This window comes from Leptolyngbya sp. PL-A3 (genome assembly GCF_039962325.1).
GTDB lineage: Bacteria > Cyanobacteriota > Cyanobacteriia > Elainellales > Elainellaceae > Vacuolonema.
Genome location: NZ_JAMPLB010000099.1, coordinates 1 through 18,225, shown reverse-complemented (window position 1 = coordinate 18,225; position 18,225 = coordinate 1). Strand labels below are relative to the sequence as shown.

At 46.3% G+C, this 18,225-nt stretch carries 12 protein-coding genes and 2 pseudogenes; 10 read left to right on the top strand and 4 right to left on the bottom strand.

The features are described 5' to 3' along the window. Positions 1-171: 171 nt before the first annotated feature. Positions 172-337: pseudogene (locus tag NDI52_RS32295) on the top strand ((2Fe-2S)-binding protein); the annotation flags it as partial. A gap of 114 nt (positions 338-451) precedes the next feature. On the opposite strand, the gene NDI52_RS32290 reads toward NDI52_RS32295, so the two are convergent. Next, positions 452-1,162 carry a LuxR C-terminal-related transcriptional regulator gene (locus NDI52_RS32290; protein ID WP_190789440.1) on the bottom strand — a complete coding sequence of 237 codons (711 nt, stop codon included), beginning with the start codon at positions 1,160-1,162 and terminating at the stop codon, positions 452-454. 156 nt (positions 1,163-1,318) lie between these two features. Between NDI52_RS32290 and NDI52_RS32285 the strand changes: the two genes are divergently transcribed. Continuing rightward, complete coding sequence (locus tag NDI52_RS32285; RefSeq protein WP_242035890.1) at positions 1,319-1,774, top strand: DUF6220 domain-containing protein; 456 nt, start codon at positions 1,319-1,321, stop codon at positions 1,772-1,774. Between the two features lie 108 nt (positions 1,775-1,882). Continuing rightward, positions 1,883-2,173: pseudogene (locus tag NDI52_RS32280) on the top strand (rhodanese-like domain-containing protein); the annotation flags it as partial. Positions 2,174-2,307: 134 nt separating this feature from the next. Here the strand turns inward: NDI52_RS32280 and NDI52_RS32275 are convergent. Further along, positions 2,308-2,916 (bottom strand): SH3 domain-containing protein, encoded by a 609-nt coding sequence (locus NDI52_RS32275; protein WP_190770004.1) that lies wholly within the window; start codon positions 2,914-2,916, stop codon positions 2,308-2,310. A 789-nt stretch (positions 2,917-3,705) separates the two neighbouring features. Between NDI52_RS32275 and NDI52_RS32270 the strand changes: the two genes are divergently transcribed. Then, complete coding sequence (locus NDI52_RS32270; RefSeq protein WP_190770003.1) at positions 3,706-4,263, top strand: hypothetical protein; 558 nt, start codon at positions 3,706-3,708, stop codon at positions 4,261-4,263. A gap of 152 nt (positions 4,264-4,415) precedes the next feature. Here NDI52_RS32270 and NDI52_RS32265 read toward each other — a convergent pair whose 3' ends face one another. Further along, positions 4,416-5,768, bottom strand: coding sequence for a glycosyltransferase (locus tag NDI52_RS32265; RefSeq protein ID WP_199307950.1), 1,353 nt, complete (start codon positions 5,766-5,768; stop codon positions 4,416-4,418). Between the two features lie 54 nt (positions 5,769-5,822). Beyond that, on the bottom strand, positions 5,823-6,248 hold the full coding sequence (locus NDI52_RS32260; RefSeq protein WP_190770002.1) for an OsmC family protein: 426 nt from the start codon (positions 6,246-6,248) through the stop codon (positions 5,823-5,825). Positions 6,249-6,767: 519 nt separating this feature from the next. Here NDI52_RS32260 and NDI52_RS32255 point away from each other — a divergent pair. From NDI52_RS32255 to NDI52_RS32230, 6 genes are all read left to right on the top strand, one after another. Further along, positions 6,768-9,887 carry an ATP-binding protein gene (locus tag NDI52_RS32255; RefSeq protein ID WP_242035889.1) on the top strand — a complete coding sequence of 1,040 codons (3,120 nt, stop codon included), beginning with the start codon at positions 6,768-6,770 and terminating at the stop codon, positions 9,885-9,887. Then, the gene (locus tag NDI52_RS32250) at positions 9,884-12,301 is read left to right on the top strand and encodes a GAF domain-containing protein (protein ID WP_190770001.1); all 2,418 of its coding nucleotides are present in this window, start codon (positions 9,884-9,886) and stop codon (positions 12,299-12,301) included. The genes NDI52_RS32255 and NDI52_RS32250 overlap by 4 nt, the downstream gene beginning before the upstream one ends. A gap of 154 nt (positions 12,302-12,455) precedes the next feature. Beyond that, a complete protein-coding gene (locus tag NDI52_RS32245; protein WP_190770000.1) occupies positions 12,456-13,397 on the top strand; it encodes a DUF5996 family protein in 942 nt (313 codons plus the stop codon). Between the two features lie 860 nt (positions 13,398-14,257). Further along, the gene (locus NDI52_RS32240; protein ID WP_190769999.1) at positions 14,258-14,641 is read left to right on the top strand and encodes a hypothetical protein; all 384 of its coding nucleotides are present in this window, start codon (positions 14,258-14,260) and stop codon (positions 14,639-14,641) included. Positions 14,642-14,750: 109 nt separating this feature from the next. After that, positions 14,751-16,949: a GH3 auxin-responsive promoter family protein gene (locus NDI52_RS32235; protein ID WP_190769998.1), complete on the top strand. Its 2,199-nt coding sequence runs from the start codon at positions 14,751-14,753 to the stop codon at positions 16,947-16,949. A 124-nt stretch (positions 16,950-17,073) separates the two neighbouring features. Beyond that, complete coding sequence (locus NDI52_RS32230) at positions 17,074-18,027, top strand: cupin-like domain-containing protein (RefSeq protein WP_190769997.1); 954 nt, start codon at positions 17,074-17,076, stop codon at positions 18,025-18,027. Positions 18,028-18,225 lie beyond the last annotated feature (198 nt).

Below are 18,225 nucleotides of genomic sequence, written 5' to 3'. Positions count from 1 at the left end.
GGCTTGCTCTTGTTCAGGTTGCATGGCTTTGTCTGCGAAGTAGATAGCTCTGATTTTCGCTGATACAACCTAACTTTTCCAGCACTTCAGTTCCTCTTAGGCATTTCTACTCATCGCAAAGGTGACATGCTCCCTTGGGGTTCTAATTGCCATTCTTCAAACGTTGGTAAAACTTACCTTAAATTCGGTAAGGTGGTGATTGATCAAGATGCCGATATTCTTGGCAAACTTTATCCAAACACAGAAGATTAAACTCAATAACGAAGTTGGTATGGATTGGGTACGCCGCAACTTTGAGAGTTTCCCACAAGTTGTAGAACCTAATCTTTCTAGATAATATTTGATTACTTGCTTGAATACGCTTGAAGTGATTCTCTCAGCATTTTCAAAGTACTTGCAAAACAAGTTTTAGAGCCAAGCTACACTTGTCAGTACGAAGATTGACAACCACTCAGGACGCCGCAAGTTTATTAGTAGATTTTGCAATTCGTGCTACCAATTCAGCACGAGAGGAAACCTCAAGCTTGCGGAACATCCGTTTCAACGCTTGCTTGACAGTATGTTCAGTAATCCACAAGGCTGTGCCGATCTGAGCATTGGTGAGTCCCTGAGCAACCAAATCAGCAATTTGCATCTCTCGTGGAGTCAAGCGATGTTCTACAGAAGTCGCTGCATCGTTGCAAGTCAGATCAGAGACTACAGGTTTTGCGCGCAATTCTGCAAGCCGTGTTGAGAGATGGAGACAGAGCGCACTTAAATCGGCTAAATCTTCTGCATTAAAAGCTGAATCATCACGATGTCGGGTAAAAGCAATTCCTCCAACCAGATGTCCTTGGTTAATGATCGGTCCCAATAAAACGTGCCCATGGTCAGCCCTAGGGCAAATTGTTTGCCAAACACCCGGAGGGAGAATGATCTCCTCATGGACAGCCGTATGGCGCTGCATCAGATAACGCAGCACAGGATTGTAATCTACCGACATTGCTAGCCTTAACATCCTCGGCGTATTTTCATCCGCAGTAGGAAGCTGATCTAAAAAACTCAGTCCCCAGCGATTGGCAGCAAAATATGCACCGAGTTTTGCCATAATTGCTTCCCTTAACTCGGTTTCATCTTGTGCTTGAGCGATCGCTTGAAACAGGGGCTGTAAAGGAGTTTCCATCATGATTACCATCCAGCTTGCCAGGGGCTAATACAGCAAAGTGTACTCGATCGAGGTCTATTGCATGGTTGATTGTCAGTTTAATTTAATTTCAGGTTGCTACAACCAAACCGCTTGATTCAACCCTAATGAGCGAACAAATCTATGGATTCCTCTATGCCTTCATTCGATACGATCGCCAAATCAACACCCGAACATACTCTGACTTCTCCAAAACCCGCTATCACCGGCTTCTACGCAATAGCGGTTCTGTTTAACCTCTGTCTGGTTGCTCAGGTGTTAACGGTTGGACTGGCTTACTTTGATAACCCCGTTTGGTGGAATACTCATGTCTGGCTCGTGCGAGGTTACAGTGGGCTATCTCTGGTTCTTTTGGCTTGGGTTTATTGGATTCCATTTCCTCAACGAGTCCGAATGCTGACCCTGAGCCTCCCCATCTTATTAGGCTTGCAATTCCTGACGATTCATGGGCAACTTCTTCTGCCAGTTCCCTTAGCCATTTTTCATCCCCTACTCGGATTCTCCCTGTTTTCTGTTTCTTCAACCCTAGTTCATCGGGTGGGACACCTTCTCTTCCCGGCACAAGACAAGAACACCAGCATAACCATTTAGCAATACTCTGGACAGTTTTTCTAAAACCCTTGCTTTTGCGTGCGCTTTGCGCACGCAAAAGCAAGGGTTTTAGAAAAACTGTCCGAACTAATGATTTAGGAGACTTCCATGATGAAGACTGATCTACAGGTTGTAGTGGGCACACAATGGTTGGGCGATCGCCTCGATGATCCCAATGTGCGAATTGTCGAAGTTGAAATGAGTCCAGACCATTACCAAGCAGCTCACATTCCAGGTGCCATTTTTTGGAATATCATGACCGATCTGCTGCTGCCAGACTTGCGCCAAAATCTGGATATCTATCACATTGAACGATTGCTCTCGCGATCGGGCATCACCAACGAAACAACCGTTGTTGCCTATGGCAGTTACCCCGGAACAGGAGCCTGGATTTTCTGGTGTTCTACTTTCTACGAAAGGGGATTAACCATGGGTAATCCCATTAGGGAGGGCACGGTGTGTACGCACCGTGCCCTCCCTAAATTGTTTTTGTGGTTTTCGGATAGGTTTTTAGAACCACAAACGAAAGCTCATTACTTTCGGCAAGTTTGCCGCAGAATGGATTGGCCATTTTGCGATACCCGTAATTCAGCAAATCCGTTGGGAAATCTAGGGGAATTCCAAGCATCTTCCAGCACATAGACCGTGTTGGAATTGGTAAATTCGTAATTCCAGGAAGAACCACTATAGATTCGCCGTCCGTTAGCTAACTCCAGATTGCCCCGATCGCTACGAGAACGGTAGGAGTACTGGTCCCGCCCTGTTTCAGCCAGGGTAACGGTATAAGGACCGCATGTATAGGTGTGTGACCAGCGGGAGGGCTGTTGGTCAGGTTCCTCAAGAACTTGGATAAAGTTGCCGTTAATCCAACCCTCAACGCCAGATTGGGGAAAGCGGACGTAGTGCCAGGGAAAGCCATCGCGCGTCGTACTGCGGATAACTTCGACGCGATCGCCCACCAGGCCATAACCCGGACTGGAAGCGCTAGTGGAGGGTTGTGTCCGTATATTGACCCGAGAACCGGGGGTAGCCCCAGTAATTCGACCCGGAACAGCTAAAGCTGGCAAACTAATGCTGAGCGCCAAAATGGTTACAGAAACTGCCTTGAAAAAGGTGGAACGCCAGGGTGAAAAGTGCCGCATAGGAACTCTTTATGAGGTGATGGAAATGGCAAAACGTTAGGGAAGAAAATTAGGAATGCTGTTCAAGCGTAACCCTTAACAACAGAGTGGCTTTTCCCTATGTATAACTACCACTTTGATTTTTGAATTTCCAGATTGTAGCGGTTGTATCAGAAATCTTTAGACCAATTTACCCAAAAGCTAGGCCAGATGTACTCGTCTCCACATCTTGCACCTTGCTAAAATCAAGACCCCAAAATGGATTGTGCCATGGCTCCGCAAAGGCATCATCCAGGGGTCTTGGTGCAACATGTGGGCATAGCCATTCAAGTTAGGACAAAAAGAGGGGCGCATCCCACTTCTGCAGATGGAAAATCCAGTTTTGCGAGTGCGGCAGGTTTCGCCCGCCGCACTCGCAAAACTGGAGGATGAAATAGATAGAGTGTAGCGATCGCCTCGGCCTCAAAGCTCGACCTTACTTGCACAACCTGTGCGAATCTTGCTGAGTTGCTACAATGACGCTCTAAATTCTTTCAGTGCCATCCCAACATCTCGGCGAAACAGCCGGGTAAACGAGCTGTGATTGTTGAAACCTACTGAAAATGTAATTTAGTGATACTGGGTTGATTAGGTGTTTATCCGTTGTAAGCATGATAAATGAAAACAGTGACTATTTGGGCAATTAAAGAGCGTGCACAATTTACTGCACCTGGCACAGTAAATTGTGCATGCTCTTTAATTGCCAGGTTAATCCGTTAGAGCATTCGTTAGGATGGAGACGTTGCCCGATTTCCGTGTTTTGTTAGAGATATGATTGCAATCTTGAGTTGGGGTTCGTTGATTTGGAAACCTCAAGATCTTCCTTATGAAGGAGCCTGGAAGCAGGGCGGTCCTGCCCTTCCAGTAGAGTTCACAAGGGTTAAAACTGCCCGTCCACTCACATTGGTACTTGATCCGGTGAATGGTGTTGATTGTCCTACACGGTTTGCCTGGAGTTCGCGCACAAACCTTGCTGATGCGATTCAAGATCTCCAAAGCCGAGAAAATGCAAGTTTAGAAGAAACTGGCTATATCGATCTACAGCAAAATCTCAGTTCTGTTCGAGACCACCCTGAACAGATTAATATTGATCGCATCGTGCGGCAATGGTGCCACAAGCAGCAAATTACTGCGGCAGTTTGGACAGCAATCCCTCCTAATTTCAAAGATGAGTTGGGAGTTGATTTTTCTGTGGAGGCAGCAATGCAGTACTTTGAGCAACTACCGAAACCTGACCAGGACAGTGTGATGGAATACATCCAGAATACGCCGTCCGAAATTACCACTCCGTTTCGACAGCACGTAGAAGCGCGATGGATGATGCGATGAAAGTACGCTTTTGTAAAGCGACTGAGAGGATCAGTAGATCGCAAACGAGTGTTTTGGACGTGTAAAGCACGGCCAAAACTAGAGGGAAGGGGCGCGACGTGTGCCCATTCCCTCTAGCTTATGAATCATATTTGCGACCTACTGAGGATGATTTACGGTGATGAAGCCAGATGACGATGCTTTGTTATTTGCTCTTGAATCGCCTCAACTGCCTGCATCACACCATTTTCAGTCTGAAGTTTTTCTCCCAGTGCGTTGGCTTGTTGTTGCATGGCTGTATCTAGCGAAACCGCTTGAATCGCTTGGGATAGATTCGTGACAGTCAATTTTTTTTGGGGAATTGGACGTGTCCCAACACCTAGCTCGAAAACTTGTTTACCCCAAAACGGTTGGTCGCCAAAGAATGGACAAATAATAGTTGGTTTTCCGGCTCGTAACCCTGCTCCAGTCGTACCTGCCCCACCATGATGCACAACGGCAAGGCACTGGGGAAAGAGCCAGTCATGCGGGGCAGATTGCAAAATATGGATGGCATTGGGAACCTCCGATGCAGCTAGACCACCCCACCCTGTTGCTAAAATAGCTCGCTGACCAGATTGGCGAACGGCATCCATCACAAGCCTTGTTGTTTTAGCCGCATCCTGAGAGGCCATGCTGCCAAACCCGACGTAAACGGGAGGGGGGCCACCGGCTAAAAACGCCACTAAATCCGCTGGCGGTTGCCAATCCGAAGAAGAATCGAGAAACCAGTAGCCTGCCACGATCGAAGCATCGTCCCAATCAGCGGGGGGTGGAACCACATGACGACTATACGCATACAGTTTAGGAACGGGACGACCATGCAGCGATCGCTCATCTCGAAATGGGGGCAACCCTAGTTTTTCTTGCCGCCATCGGTTAATCAAACGACGATATGGCAGCAGAGAAGCCTGAAGGAACAACGTATAACTGAGGTAATTTAGAAATCCACCATAATTACCGCCACCAACGATGGGATTGGCGAACGATCGCGTCGGAGAGTAAATTGGGAACGCCATTGCCAGAAATCCAGGAATGCCCAGCTTATCTGCGATGTGATATCCCGCCAGGGGTTTCGCATGGTATACCACTGCATCCGGGTTGTACTGTCGAGCAATCTCCCAAGCATCATCCATCATCTGCCGCAGCATGGGCATGATTTGCTTCAAGCTGATGGACTTTTTGCCCGCCAAGGCAGCCTTTCCGGTATCCGTTTGCGCTAATTGGGCAAAGGGTGCGCGCAGAGGGGCAAAGTCTAGAGCATGGCTTGTCACCAGGGAAGAAAAGCTGGGATCAGTGGCAAGCAGCACTTCAAAACCTGCCTGTTTCAACCCCTTACCCAATGCAACATAGGGTTGCACGTCTCCTTGAGAACCTGCTGTTAGGACTAGGATGCGTTTGCTCATACAGCGATTGCCAGAATTGCGATCAGACAGGAAGAATGGATGATTAGCGATCGCCCGATAGGAGAAATATCGAGCACGCATATTAACACAGAATATTCAAACCCTAGGTATGGGCCAGAACTGGCACATGGAAGATCAGGCCTCTAATTTGGCATCCATTGTAATTTCTGCGTTTAGCACCTTTGAAACCGGGCAATTGATTTTTGCCGTGTTTGCTGCCGATTCAAACACCTGTTGATCTGCACCTGGTATTCTCGCTGTAACATCTAGATGCACCTTGGTAATCGCAAAGCCACCCTCTACTTTGTCGATAGTGACACTTGCTGTTGCCTTGATGCTCTCCGCCGTGATGCCAGCTTCACTCAGCTGAGCAGATAATGCCATGGAGAAACAACCCGCATGAGCAGCGGCAATCAACTCTTCGGGATTCGTACCGATTCCATTCTCAAAGCGTGTGCTAAAGGAGTACTGAGTTTCAGATAGAACACCACTATCTGTTGAAATTACGCCTCCTCCATCCTTGATTCCACCTTTCCATTCTGCTGAGGCTTTGCGTTTCATCTGCTCTCCTTTGATAGGTTATCTGTAATCAACTCATACTGAAAAGTTACAATTTGAAGCGCTTTGGTTACAGCCGTTCCTTTTGAATCCACTAAACCTTCCATAAGGTAAAGATTGAGCTGCTACTAGCGATCGCACTCTACAGGTATAGAAACTGCCAGAAGGCAGTTTGTTCTGGAGTGCTGCTGATTTATTGCGCTCTGTTATCGATCCTACCGCTGCAATAAAGTGAGATAACCTCACTTTTCTACCAAAGATTGGAGTGCTGAGAAATATCCATTTTACTTAAGTAAAGTAAACTAGCTTTGCTTTTTATGCTGGCAACCCTCATCCTTTAGATAGAGAAAGTGTTTATCATTCACTTGAGTTACAGGTAAACGGGACCGGGAGCAACACCCTTATTGTGAGGCTTTACTGCCAATTCCCCCACTAACTAAGGTGGGAACCGCTACAGGGGGAATTCTAGAGAAGGGAATTTAAGGCTGTTTTAGAACGCCTGAGTCAAGGGAGACAACGGTTATGGATTTGATATGGCAAAGAACCCAGTGGAATACACGCAGCAGAGCTACTTTAGGGCTGATTTTGCTCATCGTAGCTGGGTGGTTAGGGAATTATTTCCGCTGGTCGTTCTTTTTCCATCTCGACTTTTTATTTGGAACGATCGCTAGCTGGTTGGTCCTGGGTCTATATGGGCAGCGTTGGTGTATTCCAGCCGTTATTCTGTCTAGCAGTTATACCTATGTCCTCTGGAAGCATCCCTATGCCGTTATCATCTTTACCTGTGAAGCCCTATTTGTTAGTTGGTTATTCCGTCGTTCTCGCCAAAACCTCGTTCTATTAGACGGCATCTACTGGATTTGCATTGGGATGCCTTTGGTCTGGCTGTTCTATCATCACATCCTGCATCACGATTCCACCCAGACCACCATCATCATGTTAAAGCAGGCTGTCAATGGCATTTTTAATGCCCTAGTTGCCAGCCTTATTCTGATCTATCTCCCCATTCATCGCTGGTTTAACCGCCCTCAAGGAATCATCTCTCTCTCTCTGCAACAAACCTTATTCAATCTGCTCGTTGCCTTCGTCTTCTTTCCCACCTTAATGCTCATGGCTTTAGACAGCCATCGTGTAGTCGACAATATTGAAATAACAGCCCAGGAAGACCTCAGGGCAACATCTACAGAATTAGGGGCACAGCTCGATGCATGGCACGAGCAACTGTTGCATGCCACAGGAGAGTTAGCTCAGATTGCTGCTCAGTCTAAACTGGCCCAGACGGTTCAATTGCAGCAAAGTACAGAACTCACCCAACGAGAATTTCTAGATTTTCACACCCTCTACGTTGTTACCCCTACCGGTCAGGTCAGTGCTGTTTCTTCTGCCTTAGACTTGCCAGCAGAAGCTACTACAGGATTCAGTCTGGCAGGCGTTCCCTACTTTGAAGCGATTCGTAACACCCGTCAACCAACCCTATCGGGTTTGTTGACACCATTAAGTGGTATATCAGCGCCTGGGGTAATTCTGAGTACTCCTGTGATTCAGGAAAATCGCCTGTTGGGCTTTGTTATCAGTGAGATTGATCTGAATCGCATTGAGCATCTTTTCGAAACTTATACCAACAAAGGGCTGCAAATTACGCTGCTCGATCGCAATGACACGACCGTCATCAGCACTCAGAGCGATCGCACAGTAGCCCAACCGTTTGACCCACAGCGTGGGGGTGAGATTCGGGCGATCACTTCAGATGTCTATCAATGGTTTCCCACAACAAACAGTCCACTGATGGTGCTGTGGGCTAATTCCTTCTTTGTCCGCGAGGTTGCTCTAGAGAATCAGATTCCCTGGAAATTGCTGCTTGAGGTTCCTGCTGCCCCCTATGTTTCTCAGGTGCTGCGGGTTCACGTCAGAAGTCTGACCATTCTGATGTTAATTTCGGGATTAGCCCTGGCATTGGCAACCCTACTCACTCGCCGATTGGTGAGTCCTCTCTCCCAGCTAGCACGAGTCACCACAGACTTACCTAACCAATTAGTAGAGCAAAAATCGATTGACTGGCCCAGTAGCACAGTCATGGAAATTGGCTCCCTCGTCCGAAATTTCAAGGTCATGTCCTCCACCCTGACGCAAAAATTTCAAGAATTGCAAAATGCCAAAGAAACTGCTGATGCAGCGAATCGGGCGAAAAGTCAGTTTCTAGCCAACATGAGTCATGAATTACGAACCCCCCTGAATGCCATTCTCGGTTTTACTCAACTCCTCACGCGTAATTCTCCTCCCGGATCAGAAATCTCAGAACTCGCTATTATTCAGCGCAGCGGGGAGCATTTGCTAGAGTTAGTCAACGATGTGCTGGAAATGTCAAAAATTGAGGCAGGTCGAGTCACCCTGAGCAAGACCAGTTTTGATCTGTATCTCTTGCTTGACACCTTAGAGGAAATGCTGCAATTACGGGCTGAATCTAAAGGGTTGCAACTGATATTTAGCTGCTCACCCAATCTTCCCCGATATGTCCGAACTGATGAGCGGAAACTCCGCCAGGTTCTACTCAATTTGCTGGGAAATGCGATTAAATTTACGCAAGCAGGAAGCGTTATGTTGCGGGTGAGAAGCGAGGAGGCAGAAGGCAGAGGGCAGAAGGCAGAAGCTCCTCCCCGCTCCTCATCTTCCCTCCTCACCCTCTACTTTGAAGTTGAAGACACTGGACCGGGTATTGCTGCTCATGAAATGAATCAGTTATTTGAGGCTTTCTCTCAAACAGAAATAGGACAGAAATCCCAACAGGGAACCGGTTTGGGGCTAGCTATTAGCCGACAATTTGTGCGCTTAATGGGGGGAGATATCACAGCTGACAGTGTGTTAGGTCGGGGTGCTACCTTTGCCTTTGATATGAAAGTCGAACTGGGAGATCCGGCAAAGATTGGGGTGCAACAGCCCTCTTGCCGGGTGATTGGGCTTGCCCCTGATCAGCCGAAATACCGTATTTTGGTTGTCGATGATCGTTGGGTGAATCGCCAATTGTTGCTTCGACTTCTGGAACCGATCGGGTTTGAAGTTCGTGACGCTGAAGATGGGCAGCAGGCGATCGCCCTCTGGAAAGAATGGCAGCCTCATCTGATCTGGATGGATATGCGAATGCCTGTGATGGATGGCTATGAAGCAACCCGGTATATTAAAGCCCATTTGCAAGGCCAGGCAACGGTGATTATTGCCATCACAGCCAGTACCCTTGATGAAGAGCGGGCCATTGTCTTGGCCGCAGGCTGTGACGATTTTGTCAGGAAGCCTGTTTGGGAAGAAACTGTGTTTGAGAAGATGGCTCAATATTTAGGAGTTCGTTATCGTTATGAAGCGAAGGATCAAGAAGACACACAAAACGGAGGAATGAAAACAGCGAACGGTCGGATGAATGAGGTTACTCGTCCGTCCGTCCTCTCGTCTGCTTCTCTTCAGGTCATGCCTTCTAGTTGGATTGATCAACTCCATCAGGCGGCTATGCAACTCGACGATAAGCAAATTTTCTCGCTGATTGCGATGATTCCCCCGGAACATGCTGCCATGGCCAGTGCTCTAATGGATTTGGTCAATCGAGTACGTTTTGATACGATTGTCAACCTATCTCAACCCGTTGTTCAGACATGAAACATGAACAGCCCGAGGCAACGAAAGGCAATATTTTGATTGTTGACGATGCTTTGGACAATCTGAATCTGTTGTACGCAACGCTAACCCAGCAGGGGTACGGGGTGCGGAAGGCTATCAACGGCTCCATGGCACTGATGGGGGTACAGGCGGCTCCTCCTGACTTGATTCTGTTGGATATCCGGATGCCAGATATGGATGGCTACGAGGTCTGTCAACTGCTGAAAGCGTCCGAAGAAACCCGCGATATTCCGATTATTTTTCTCAGCGCTCTGGATGAACCACTGGACAAAGTGCAGGCGTTCTCATTAGGGGCAGCGGATTACATCACCAAACCCTTCCAAACTGAAGAGGTCCTCGCTCGGATTGAGAATCAATTGGCGCTTCAGGCTGCCAAAGCAGAAATTCGCAGGTTCAACGCGGAACTGGAACAACGGGTGCAGCAACGCACCGCTCAGCTTGAAGCCGCAAACCAGGAATTGCAACGGGAAATTAGGGAGCGACAGCGAGCTGAGGAGACGCTCCGGCAACAGGCAGAACAGAAGCAATTGGTAACGGCGATCGCCCAACACATTCGTCAGTCCTTAGACCTGGACACCATTCTCAATACCACCGTGGCGGAAATCCGCCAGCTTTTGCAAGTCGATCGCGTTCTGATTTATCGGTTTGAGCCCGATTGGAGTGGCGTGGTTGTGGTTGAGTCTGTCGCTAAACGCGACTACTCAATTATCGAAAAAACCTTTATCGATCATTGCTTCCAACAAGGCTTTGTTGAGCAATACAGGCAAGGACGAATTCAAAACCTGGAGGATATTTATACCGGGGGGTTGGCTCAGTGCCATATTGATCTCTTAGCAGACTTGGGGGTGAGGGCAAACTTAGTTGTGCCGATTGTGCAAGAGGAAAAACTGTGGGGCCTTCTACTCGCCAATCAATGTGTTCAGCCACGCCAATGGACACCTCTGGAAATTGACCTGATGAAGCAACTTTCTACCCAGGTGGCGATCGCTATTCAGCAATCAGAACTCTATCACCAGGTACGACAATTCAACACTAAATTAGAGCGCCAGGTTCAAGAGCGTACTCTGCAATTGCAACAATCTCTCGATTTTGAAGCTGCCCTTAAACGCATCACGGACAAAGTTCGGGATAGCTTGGATGAAAGTCAGATATTGCAAGCGGCGGTGCAAGAACTGGCTCATGTGCTTCAGATTGAATGCTGTAATGCAGGGATTTACAACGCTGACCTGACTGCATCAACCATTGCTTTTGAATACACCACCTCTTTGCCCTACTATCAGGGTTTGGTTGTGCAGATGGTGAATCATTCAGAAATTTACCGGCAACTTCTGCAACATCAAAGCATACAGCTGTGCTATACCCAACCTCGATTAATTCGTGAAGCTTACTACCAATTCGCTATCCTTGCCTGTTCTGTAGCCGATGATCAGGGCGTAATTGGAGATTTGTGGCTATTTAAACCCAAAGAGGCCATGTTTGAAGACCTGGAAGTGCGGTTAGTGCAGCAGGTTGCCAACCAATGCGCCATTGCTCTGCGTCAAGCAAGGTTATATGCTGCGGCCCAAACCCAGGTGGAAACCCTGGAAGGTCTGCACCATCTTAAGGATGATTTTCTTAGCACGGTTTCCCATGAATTGCGATCGCCTGTGACAAACATGAGGATGGCGATTCAAATGCTAGAAGTTGCCCTTGAGCAAATCGAGGTGGGTTTTACAGAGACCGGAGTAGACTCGCCATCAAACAAAGCCGTTCAGAGAGCCATCCACTATTTAAACATCCTCGACAGTGAATGCGATCGGGAAATTAATCTAGTCAATGACTTGCTGGACCTACAACGGCTGGAAGCCGGCGTTCAGGACACTGACACTGACTGGATCGACTTGAATCTCTGGCTACTTAGCTTAATTGATGCTTTTGAGGAACGCACCCAAGCTCGCCAGCAACGGTTGCAGGTGGAAACACCAACCCTACTTCCTCAAATTTGTTCTAACTTTGATGCTCTCAGCCGCATCCTCACAGAACTGCTGCACAATGCCTGCAAATACACCCCACCTGGAGAAACCATTACCGTAACAGCCCAAGTCGATCCATCTTCTCGCTTCTCGCTGCAATCCTTATCTCTGATTCGATCCCAAGAAGCGGGCAAAGCGGTGCGTCTTGCCACTTTTCTATTGAGTGTCACCAACTTTGGAGTAGAAATTCCTGCCGATGAACTCCCTCGTATTTTCGAGAAGTTTTACCGGGTTGCCAGTACCGATCGATGGCAGCAAGGGGGAACTGGTTTGGGGTTAGCTCTGGTGAAAAAGCTGGTAGAACATTTGGGGGGAACGATTGAAGTCAGAAGCATTCAGAGGCAGACAACTTTTAGGATAGAGTTGCCCATTACTTGTTAATTCAATAAAGGCAAATCACCGCATGGGGACGCTATTTCTCAGCGATCGACTATATTTGATCAAATCTTTGTTGAAGAAAATCAACCTATCATTGAGACAAATAGTTCTGACATTGATTACCGAATCTGCCTTTATTTGCATAGAAGTTTCTACTATGGCTACTCCCATCCAACCCCCATTGACTGACATCTGGCCCTCATTGCCAGTTGCGGCTTGGCAAGATACCAACACAACCTTACATCTATGGACACAAATTATCGGCAAGATTCGGTTATCCCTTACTCCTAAAGTGAATCATTGGTGGCATTCAACTCTATACGTTACACCACGCGGGCTTACAACTGCAGCGATTCCTTATGGGGTCCGTACCTTTCAAATCACCTTTGATTTTCTCAACCATCACCTGTTAATAGAAACGAATGATGGGATTACCCAAGCGATCGCACTCATGCCACGCTCGGTTGCTGATTTTTATCAAACTGTGATGCGTACTCTCAAGGATATTGGAATTGAGGTGCAGATTTGGACAATGCCTCAGGAAATTACTGATCCTATTCCCTTTGAGCAAGACGATCAGCATGCAGCTTACGATGCAGAATGCGCCCAACGATTTTGGCAAATTCTGGTACAGTGCGATCGCCTCCTCACTCTTTTTCGCTCTCAGTATGCTGGAAAGTGCAGCCCGGTGCATTTCTTCTGGGGTAGCTTTGATCTTGCCGTCACCCGTTTTTCCGGACGACGTGCGCCAGAGCATCCAGGTGGCGTTCCAGGTATGGCAGACTGGGTGACGCGAGAAACCTACTCTCATGAAGTGAGCAGTTGCGGTTTTTGGTTTGGCAAAGGTTCGATAGAGGCATTGTTTTATGCCTATGCTTATCCATCTCCTGAGGGCTTTCATGAGTACCCAGTACAACCCCAAGAAGCTTGTTTTAGCCCAGAAATGCAAGAGTTCATTCTCCCCTACGGGAGCGTGAGACAGAACAGCAACCCAGATGCGCTGGTGTTAGCTTTTTTACAAAGTACTTACGAAGCTGCTGCAAACCTGGGACACTGGGATCGTGACGCTCTAGAATACCATCCAATCTTTAAAGGTTAGCTCCTGATAAGGTGTTCTTCTCCTAGAATCAGCCATGAGCTCGATGGCCACAACACAGTATCTTTCAACCCTTCTTTAAAGGGGGTGAAAGATCGCTCCCAGTTCTTTTTCGGCTTTGGCTAACTTAAAATTTACTTTTTTCATGGGCATACTCAGTAGATCAAAAATTCTCTCAAAACCCAGAGAAAAATCGTGCAAAACGTACCTTTTCTCTAAGTTTTTGAGAAATTTCAGGCAGACCTTTACATACCCAAAACACTCTCCGTGTACTGATACTCACTGGATTAAAGCCACCAGTAATTCTCATTTTGGAATCAGGCCCGAAGATCGCGTGCCAAGGGCACGCGATCTTCGGGCCTCAAAGCCGAGATTTCGCGCCGATAGGGCGCGAAATCTCGGCTTTGAGGCCCATACTGAGAATTGCTGTAAAGCCACAGTCATTCTTGACGATTCACAGCAACTGGATGCCGGAGTAGTCTGACAGCTGATCCCCGCCCATTTAGGGCCGTTCCGATGGCCCATCGATAAAAGCATGCTCTCGCCAAACAGGCGGCTTTGAACGCAGGCTGGCTATTGCTATTGCCCGACAGATTATAGAAACTCATAGTCGTAAGATTACGGTACAAACCTTTCCTGCCAAGGGTTTCAGCTTTCAAATCAAACTAAGTAGTCCAGCTCAATTAAACATAAGACCCAAAAGACTATGCCTATTGGGTCTTATGTTTAATTGCAACAACCGAGTTACCTTTGATATCCACTCCCCCTTGAAACCTTCCTGTTACCTTTATCCCACAAGCTAAATATAGAGTTTATTACACACTCTAATTTGGATCTGGACCGAATTTAGATAGAACCCAAGAATGGCTCACCATCGGTATAAACGAATTAAATTTACCTACTGGTTACTCTTGCCCTCAATAATCCTCGGTATTTGGGCTGCAACAGAGTGGATAACAAATTGGGTTTTGAGTCATTCTTACGGTTCTACCAGTCCACTCCAGACAAGTCTTTATCCTAAGGTCCACATCTCTCAAAATCTTATTGTCACAGCAATCTATGCCAGAGTCGATCGCGACAATGATATTGTAGAAATCACTTTAGTTGTTCAAAATCCGCCTATCGAAAGACTTGAGTTCAAGTTTCCATTAACTGAAGAAGCTCACATTGAAACAGCCCTCGCTGACGAGCTACATACAACTCCTGAAGCAATAAGCAACTTGATCGAATATCGATTGGACAGGTAACCCCAAAAAGTGAGGAGTGAACCATAGAACTTACAAAGGCTACGACCAGTTTCTCCTTTGAGTATTTTCACTTCCGTTCTCAAGCTACTATCCACTCTTTTAGCACCCTATGTCTTTAGCACTTCCCTTCCTAACGAGTTATGCATCCTATGTAAAAAACCGCTTCGTTCGTAGCACGCGTCAGGTTATAGCGACACAAGAAAAATTTCTATATGATCTACTGGCCCATCATCAGAATACTGAAATTGGCCAAATGTTTGGATTGGGAAATATTAAGAGTATTGATCAGTTCCGCGAGCAGGTTCCTGTCTGGTCTTATAACGACTATGAGCCATTCTGTGAACGAATCGCTCAAGGTGAATCTAATCTCTTAAGCCCTGATCGTGTCGTTTATATTAATCTCACTAGTGGTTCAACAGGAAGAAAGAAACAAGTTCCTGTGACACAGAAATTTCAACATACATTACGGCAGGCAGACTTGGCTGGCATAGGGTTCGCCGTGGAAGGCTTGCGGAACCGGCACCGCAAGTTTGGCAAGCTTGCAATTACTAACTCCGTGCAAATTCAAGGGCGGACATCTGCTGGAATTGAGTATGGACCTGTAAGCGTTGGCAGTATTCGTAAAGGTAAACTTCTATTTGAACAAGCCTTTGCCCATCCATTTCGTGCTTTAGAAATCAGCGATACATTAGCACGGCACTACGTGTGCTTGTTGTTCTCCTTAAGAAATAGTGATTTGCGAGGGATGGTTACCAATTTTCCTATGCTCCTTCTTCGAACCTGTGGTTATTTAGAACAATATGCTGAAGATTTAATCCACGACTTAGAGCAAGGAACTATTGCAGCCTCGTTGAAAATTGAACCTGATATTCGTGCCGATCTCGAAAAGCACTGGTCAGCAGTACCCAAACGTGCAGCTCAACTGCGCTCTACTCTCCAAATAGAGGGACGGCTAACACCAAAACTTGCCTGGACAGATCTTAGCTTCGTTACAACAGCAAGAGGCGGCACTTCTGGGTTTTATCTCGATCGCTTTCCCGACTACTTTGATAATACACCTATTTTTGGCGGGGTATATGGGAGTGCAGAGGCGACCTTCAGTGTCTACCCTGACTTCAATTTTGATGGAGGAATCCTAGCAATTGAAAGCGGTTTTTTTGAGTTTGTGCCAACAGATCAGTGGCATGTTGAACATCCCAAAACACTGCTGCCTCATGAAGTAGAAATGGGACAATACTATCGGATTTTAGTCACCAGCTATAGCGGATTCTATCGTTACAACATTGGAGATGTTGTCGAGGTCGTTGGTTTTTATGAACAAACTCCTCTCATTACCTTTCGCCACCGTCAGGGTGGACTCTTATCATCAACAACAGAGAAGACAACAGAATTTCATGTAACACAGGTGATGCAACAACTCCAGCAGGAGTTCAATCTACATCTAGATGACTTTTGTATTACTCTTTCGGATGGGGAATTTCCAGCTCGCTATCTGGTCAATATTGAATTAGCTTATGATCAACAACTCAATGATGCCAAAGTATTTCTACAGCGTTTTGAATATTGGATGCGGGAGTTTAACAATCCCTATGGAACTGTACGAGAAAGCCAGGTGCCTCCACCTCGTTTAAGGATTCTAGCTCCTGGTAGTTTCGCTAAATTACGGCAACGACAGGTTGAGCGAGGGATGTTTGATTCTCAGCTCAAAATTCCTCATATTAGCGAAGACCGTAATTTTCTCTCAAACCTAGCTATTATCTATGAAATTGGGTTGGATGGCGATTCCATTGATCAGATGCCTGTTGTAGAGACGATTAGCCTTAATACTTCTCCCAGGAGTATCGGGTCTCAGCCTCGTTTAATCACCTCAGATCTACAATCATTTAGGGGAGCAAATTTAATTCAGGCAAACCTTAGCCAGGCAAATCTTAGCGGTGTAGATTTAGCTCATGCAGATCTAAGCGGTGCTGATTTAAAGGGTGCCAATCTCAGTTATGCCAATCTAACAGGTGCATATCTACGAGAAACAGACTTAAGACAAGCTAACTTAACCGGCACTATTCTGGCCAAAGCTGATTTAACGGATGCTAATTTAACAGAAGCATGTCTATTAAAGGCAGTTTTACAGGATGCGTACTTAAATCGTACTCAATTAGAGAAAACAGACTTAACCAATGCCCAATTTGGTGACGCTATTCTTTGGCAGTGCAGCTTAAAAGGTGCTCATCTTGCCTATACAACATTTCATGGAGCCGATCTAAAGAAGGTCGATTTGTCGGGAGCGAGATTATGTAACCCTGGCCTCTAACCACCAGGCTAAACTTCTTAGCAAAAGGAAAAATGCATGATAGGTGAGGTTTTCAAACCTTCGCTTTTTGAATTATTTCACTACTAGAACTCAGGAACATTCAACTTATTACATCTGTAAGTTCATGACTTTAAAGCAAACCGATCATTCCATCCCTCGCATTTCTTTATCCCAGCTTTCCCACAAAACATTTGTTGACCGGTTTCAAAGGCAAGGCTTTCCAGTTATTGTTTCAGACTTGGTCAATACTAATTTAGATTGGGATCTAGATTATCTCTGTCAGGAGCTGGACAGTTATGAGTTTTTGCTCCGGTATTACGGAAGTGACAGATATAAACAAGATAAGCGTGAGTGGACAAGCATTGGTAGCGGTGTTCAGATAAAACGATTGCCTTTCAGAGATTATGCCAAACTCCTTCGCAACCACGAAGCCCATGAGCATGACATTTATTTAGCAAAGTGTCCTCTTACCAATACACCTTTAGCAGAAGAACAAACCTTACAAGACATAGCTCAAAAGTTGAAACAACTTGGGTTCATAAAACCTGCCAGTGCTCCTAATCTTTGGATTGGTCCAGGGGGTCACATTGAGTGTTTGCATTATGATCCAACAGATGGTGTTTTAATCCAGTTACACGGCACAAAGCGTCTTATCCTCTTTCCACCTTCTCAAACTGCGAATCTTTATCCTTATCCAATCCATACTCATTTACGGTATGGATTGAAGTTAAGATGCTGGTTTAGCCAAGTCTATCCAGACACTCCAAACCTTGAAGTATTTCCTCGTTTTCGGAATGCCCTTTCTCATAAGTATGAAATTCTTCTGAATCCAGGAGAAGCACTCTATATACCTGCTGGATGGTGGCATGAAGTAACAGCATTAGGGAATGAAATGGTATGCTCTGTCAACCAATTTTGGGGCGTTTATCCCATACGGAGATCCATTACTACCTGGAATCGGTGGAGAGCTTTTTTAGGAAGTTTCTGCGCTATTCCTTATACCCTACTCAGTTTATTAGTTGCAGTTTGCAAGGGTCGAGGACGAGAAAAAATTAAAGAAATCACCCAAATGCTGTAAATCTCGATTGACAAGTTTCCATTCCTTTAATTGGAGCTATTCCATCTGTCTGCTCAATCACCGCCGGACATTGAATGCAAATAAGCAGCCCTCTAAAGGTCATTTGAGAGCTTCTTAATATTTTCTATCATCCCTGTTATCACTGGCTTTCAGGCTTCTATTCTAAAAGCTGAACGTTTAACACCCACGTTTGAGCCA

Excerpts from the sequence above, each read along its gene's own strand:
- NDI52_RS32230 (WP_190769997.1), top strand. The coding sequence starts at position 17,074 with ATGACTTTAAAGCAAACCGATCATTCCATCCCTCGCATTTCTTTATCC.
- NDI52_RS32265 (WP_199307950.1), bottom strand. The coding sequence starts at position 5,768 with ATGCGTGCTCGATATTTCTCCTATCGGGCGATCGCTAATCATCCATTC.
- NDI52_RS32275 (WP_190770004.1), bottom strand. The coding sequence starts at position 2,916 with ATGCGGCACTTTTCACCCTGGCGTTCCACCTTTTTCAAGGCAGTTTCT.
- NDI52_RS32250 (WP_190770001.1), top strand. The coding sequence starts at position 9,884 with ATGAAACATGAACAGCCCGAGGCAACGAAAGGCAATATTTTGATTGTT.
- NDI52_RS32240 (WP_190769999.1), top strand. The coding sequence starts at position 14,258 with ATGGCTCACCATCGGTATAAACGAATTAAATTTACCTACTGGTTACTC.
- NDI52_RS32245 (WP_190770000.1), top strand. The coding sequence starts at position 12,456 with ATGGCTACTCCCATCCAACCCCCATTGACTGACATCTGGCCCTCATTG.
- NDI52_RS32235 (WP_190769998.1), top strand. The coding sequence starts at position 14,751 with ATGTCTTTAGCACTTCCCTTCCTAACGAGTTATGCATCCTATGTAAAA.
- NDI52_RS32270 (WP_190770003.1), top strand. The coding sequence starts at position 3,706 with ATGATTGCAATCTTGAGTTGGGGTTCGTTGATTTGGAAACCTCAAGAT.
- NDI52_RS32255 (WP_242035889.1), top strand. The coding sequence starts at position 6,768 with ATGGATTTGATATGGCAAAGAACCCAGTGGAATACACGCAGCAGAGCT.
- NDI52_RS32285 (WP_242035890.1), top strand. The coding sequence starts at position 1,319 with ATGCCTTCATTCGATACGATCGCCAAATCAACACCCGAACATACTCTG.
- NDI52_RS32290 (WP_190789440.1), bottom strand. The coding sequence starts at position 1,162 with ATGGAAACTCCTTTACAGCCCCTGTTTCAAGCGATCGCTCAAGCACAA.
- NDI52_RS32260 (WP_190770002.1), bottom strand. The coding sequence starts at position 6,248 with ATGAAACGCAAAGCCTCAGCAGAATGGAAAGGTGGAATCAAGGATGGA.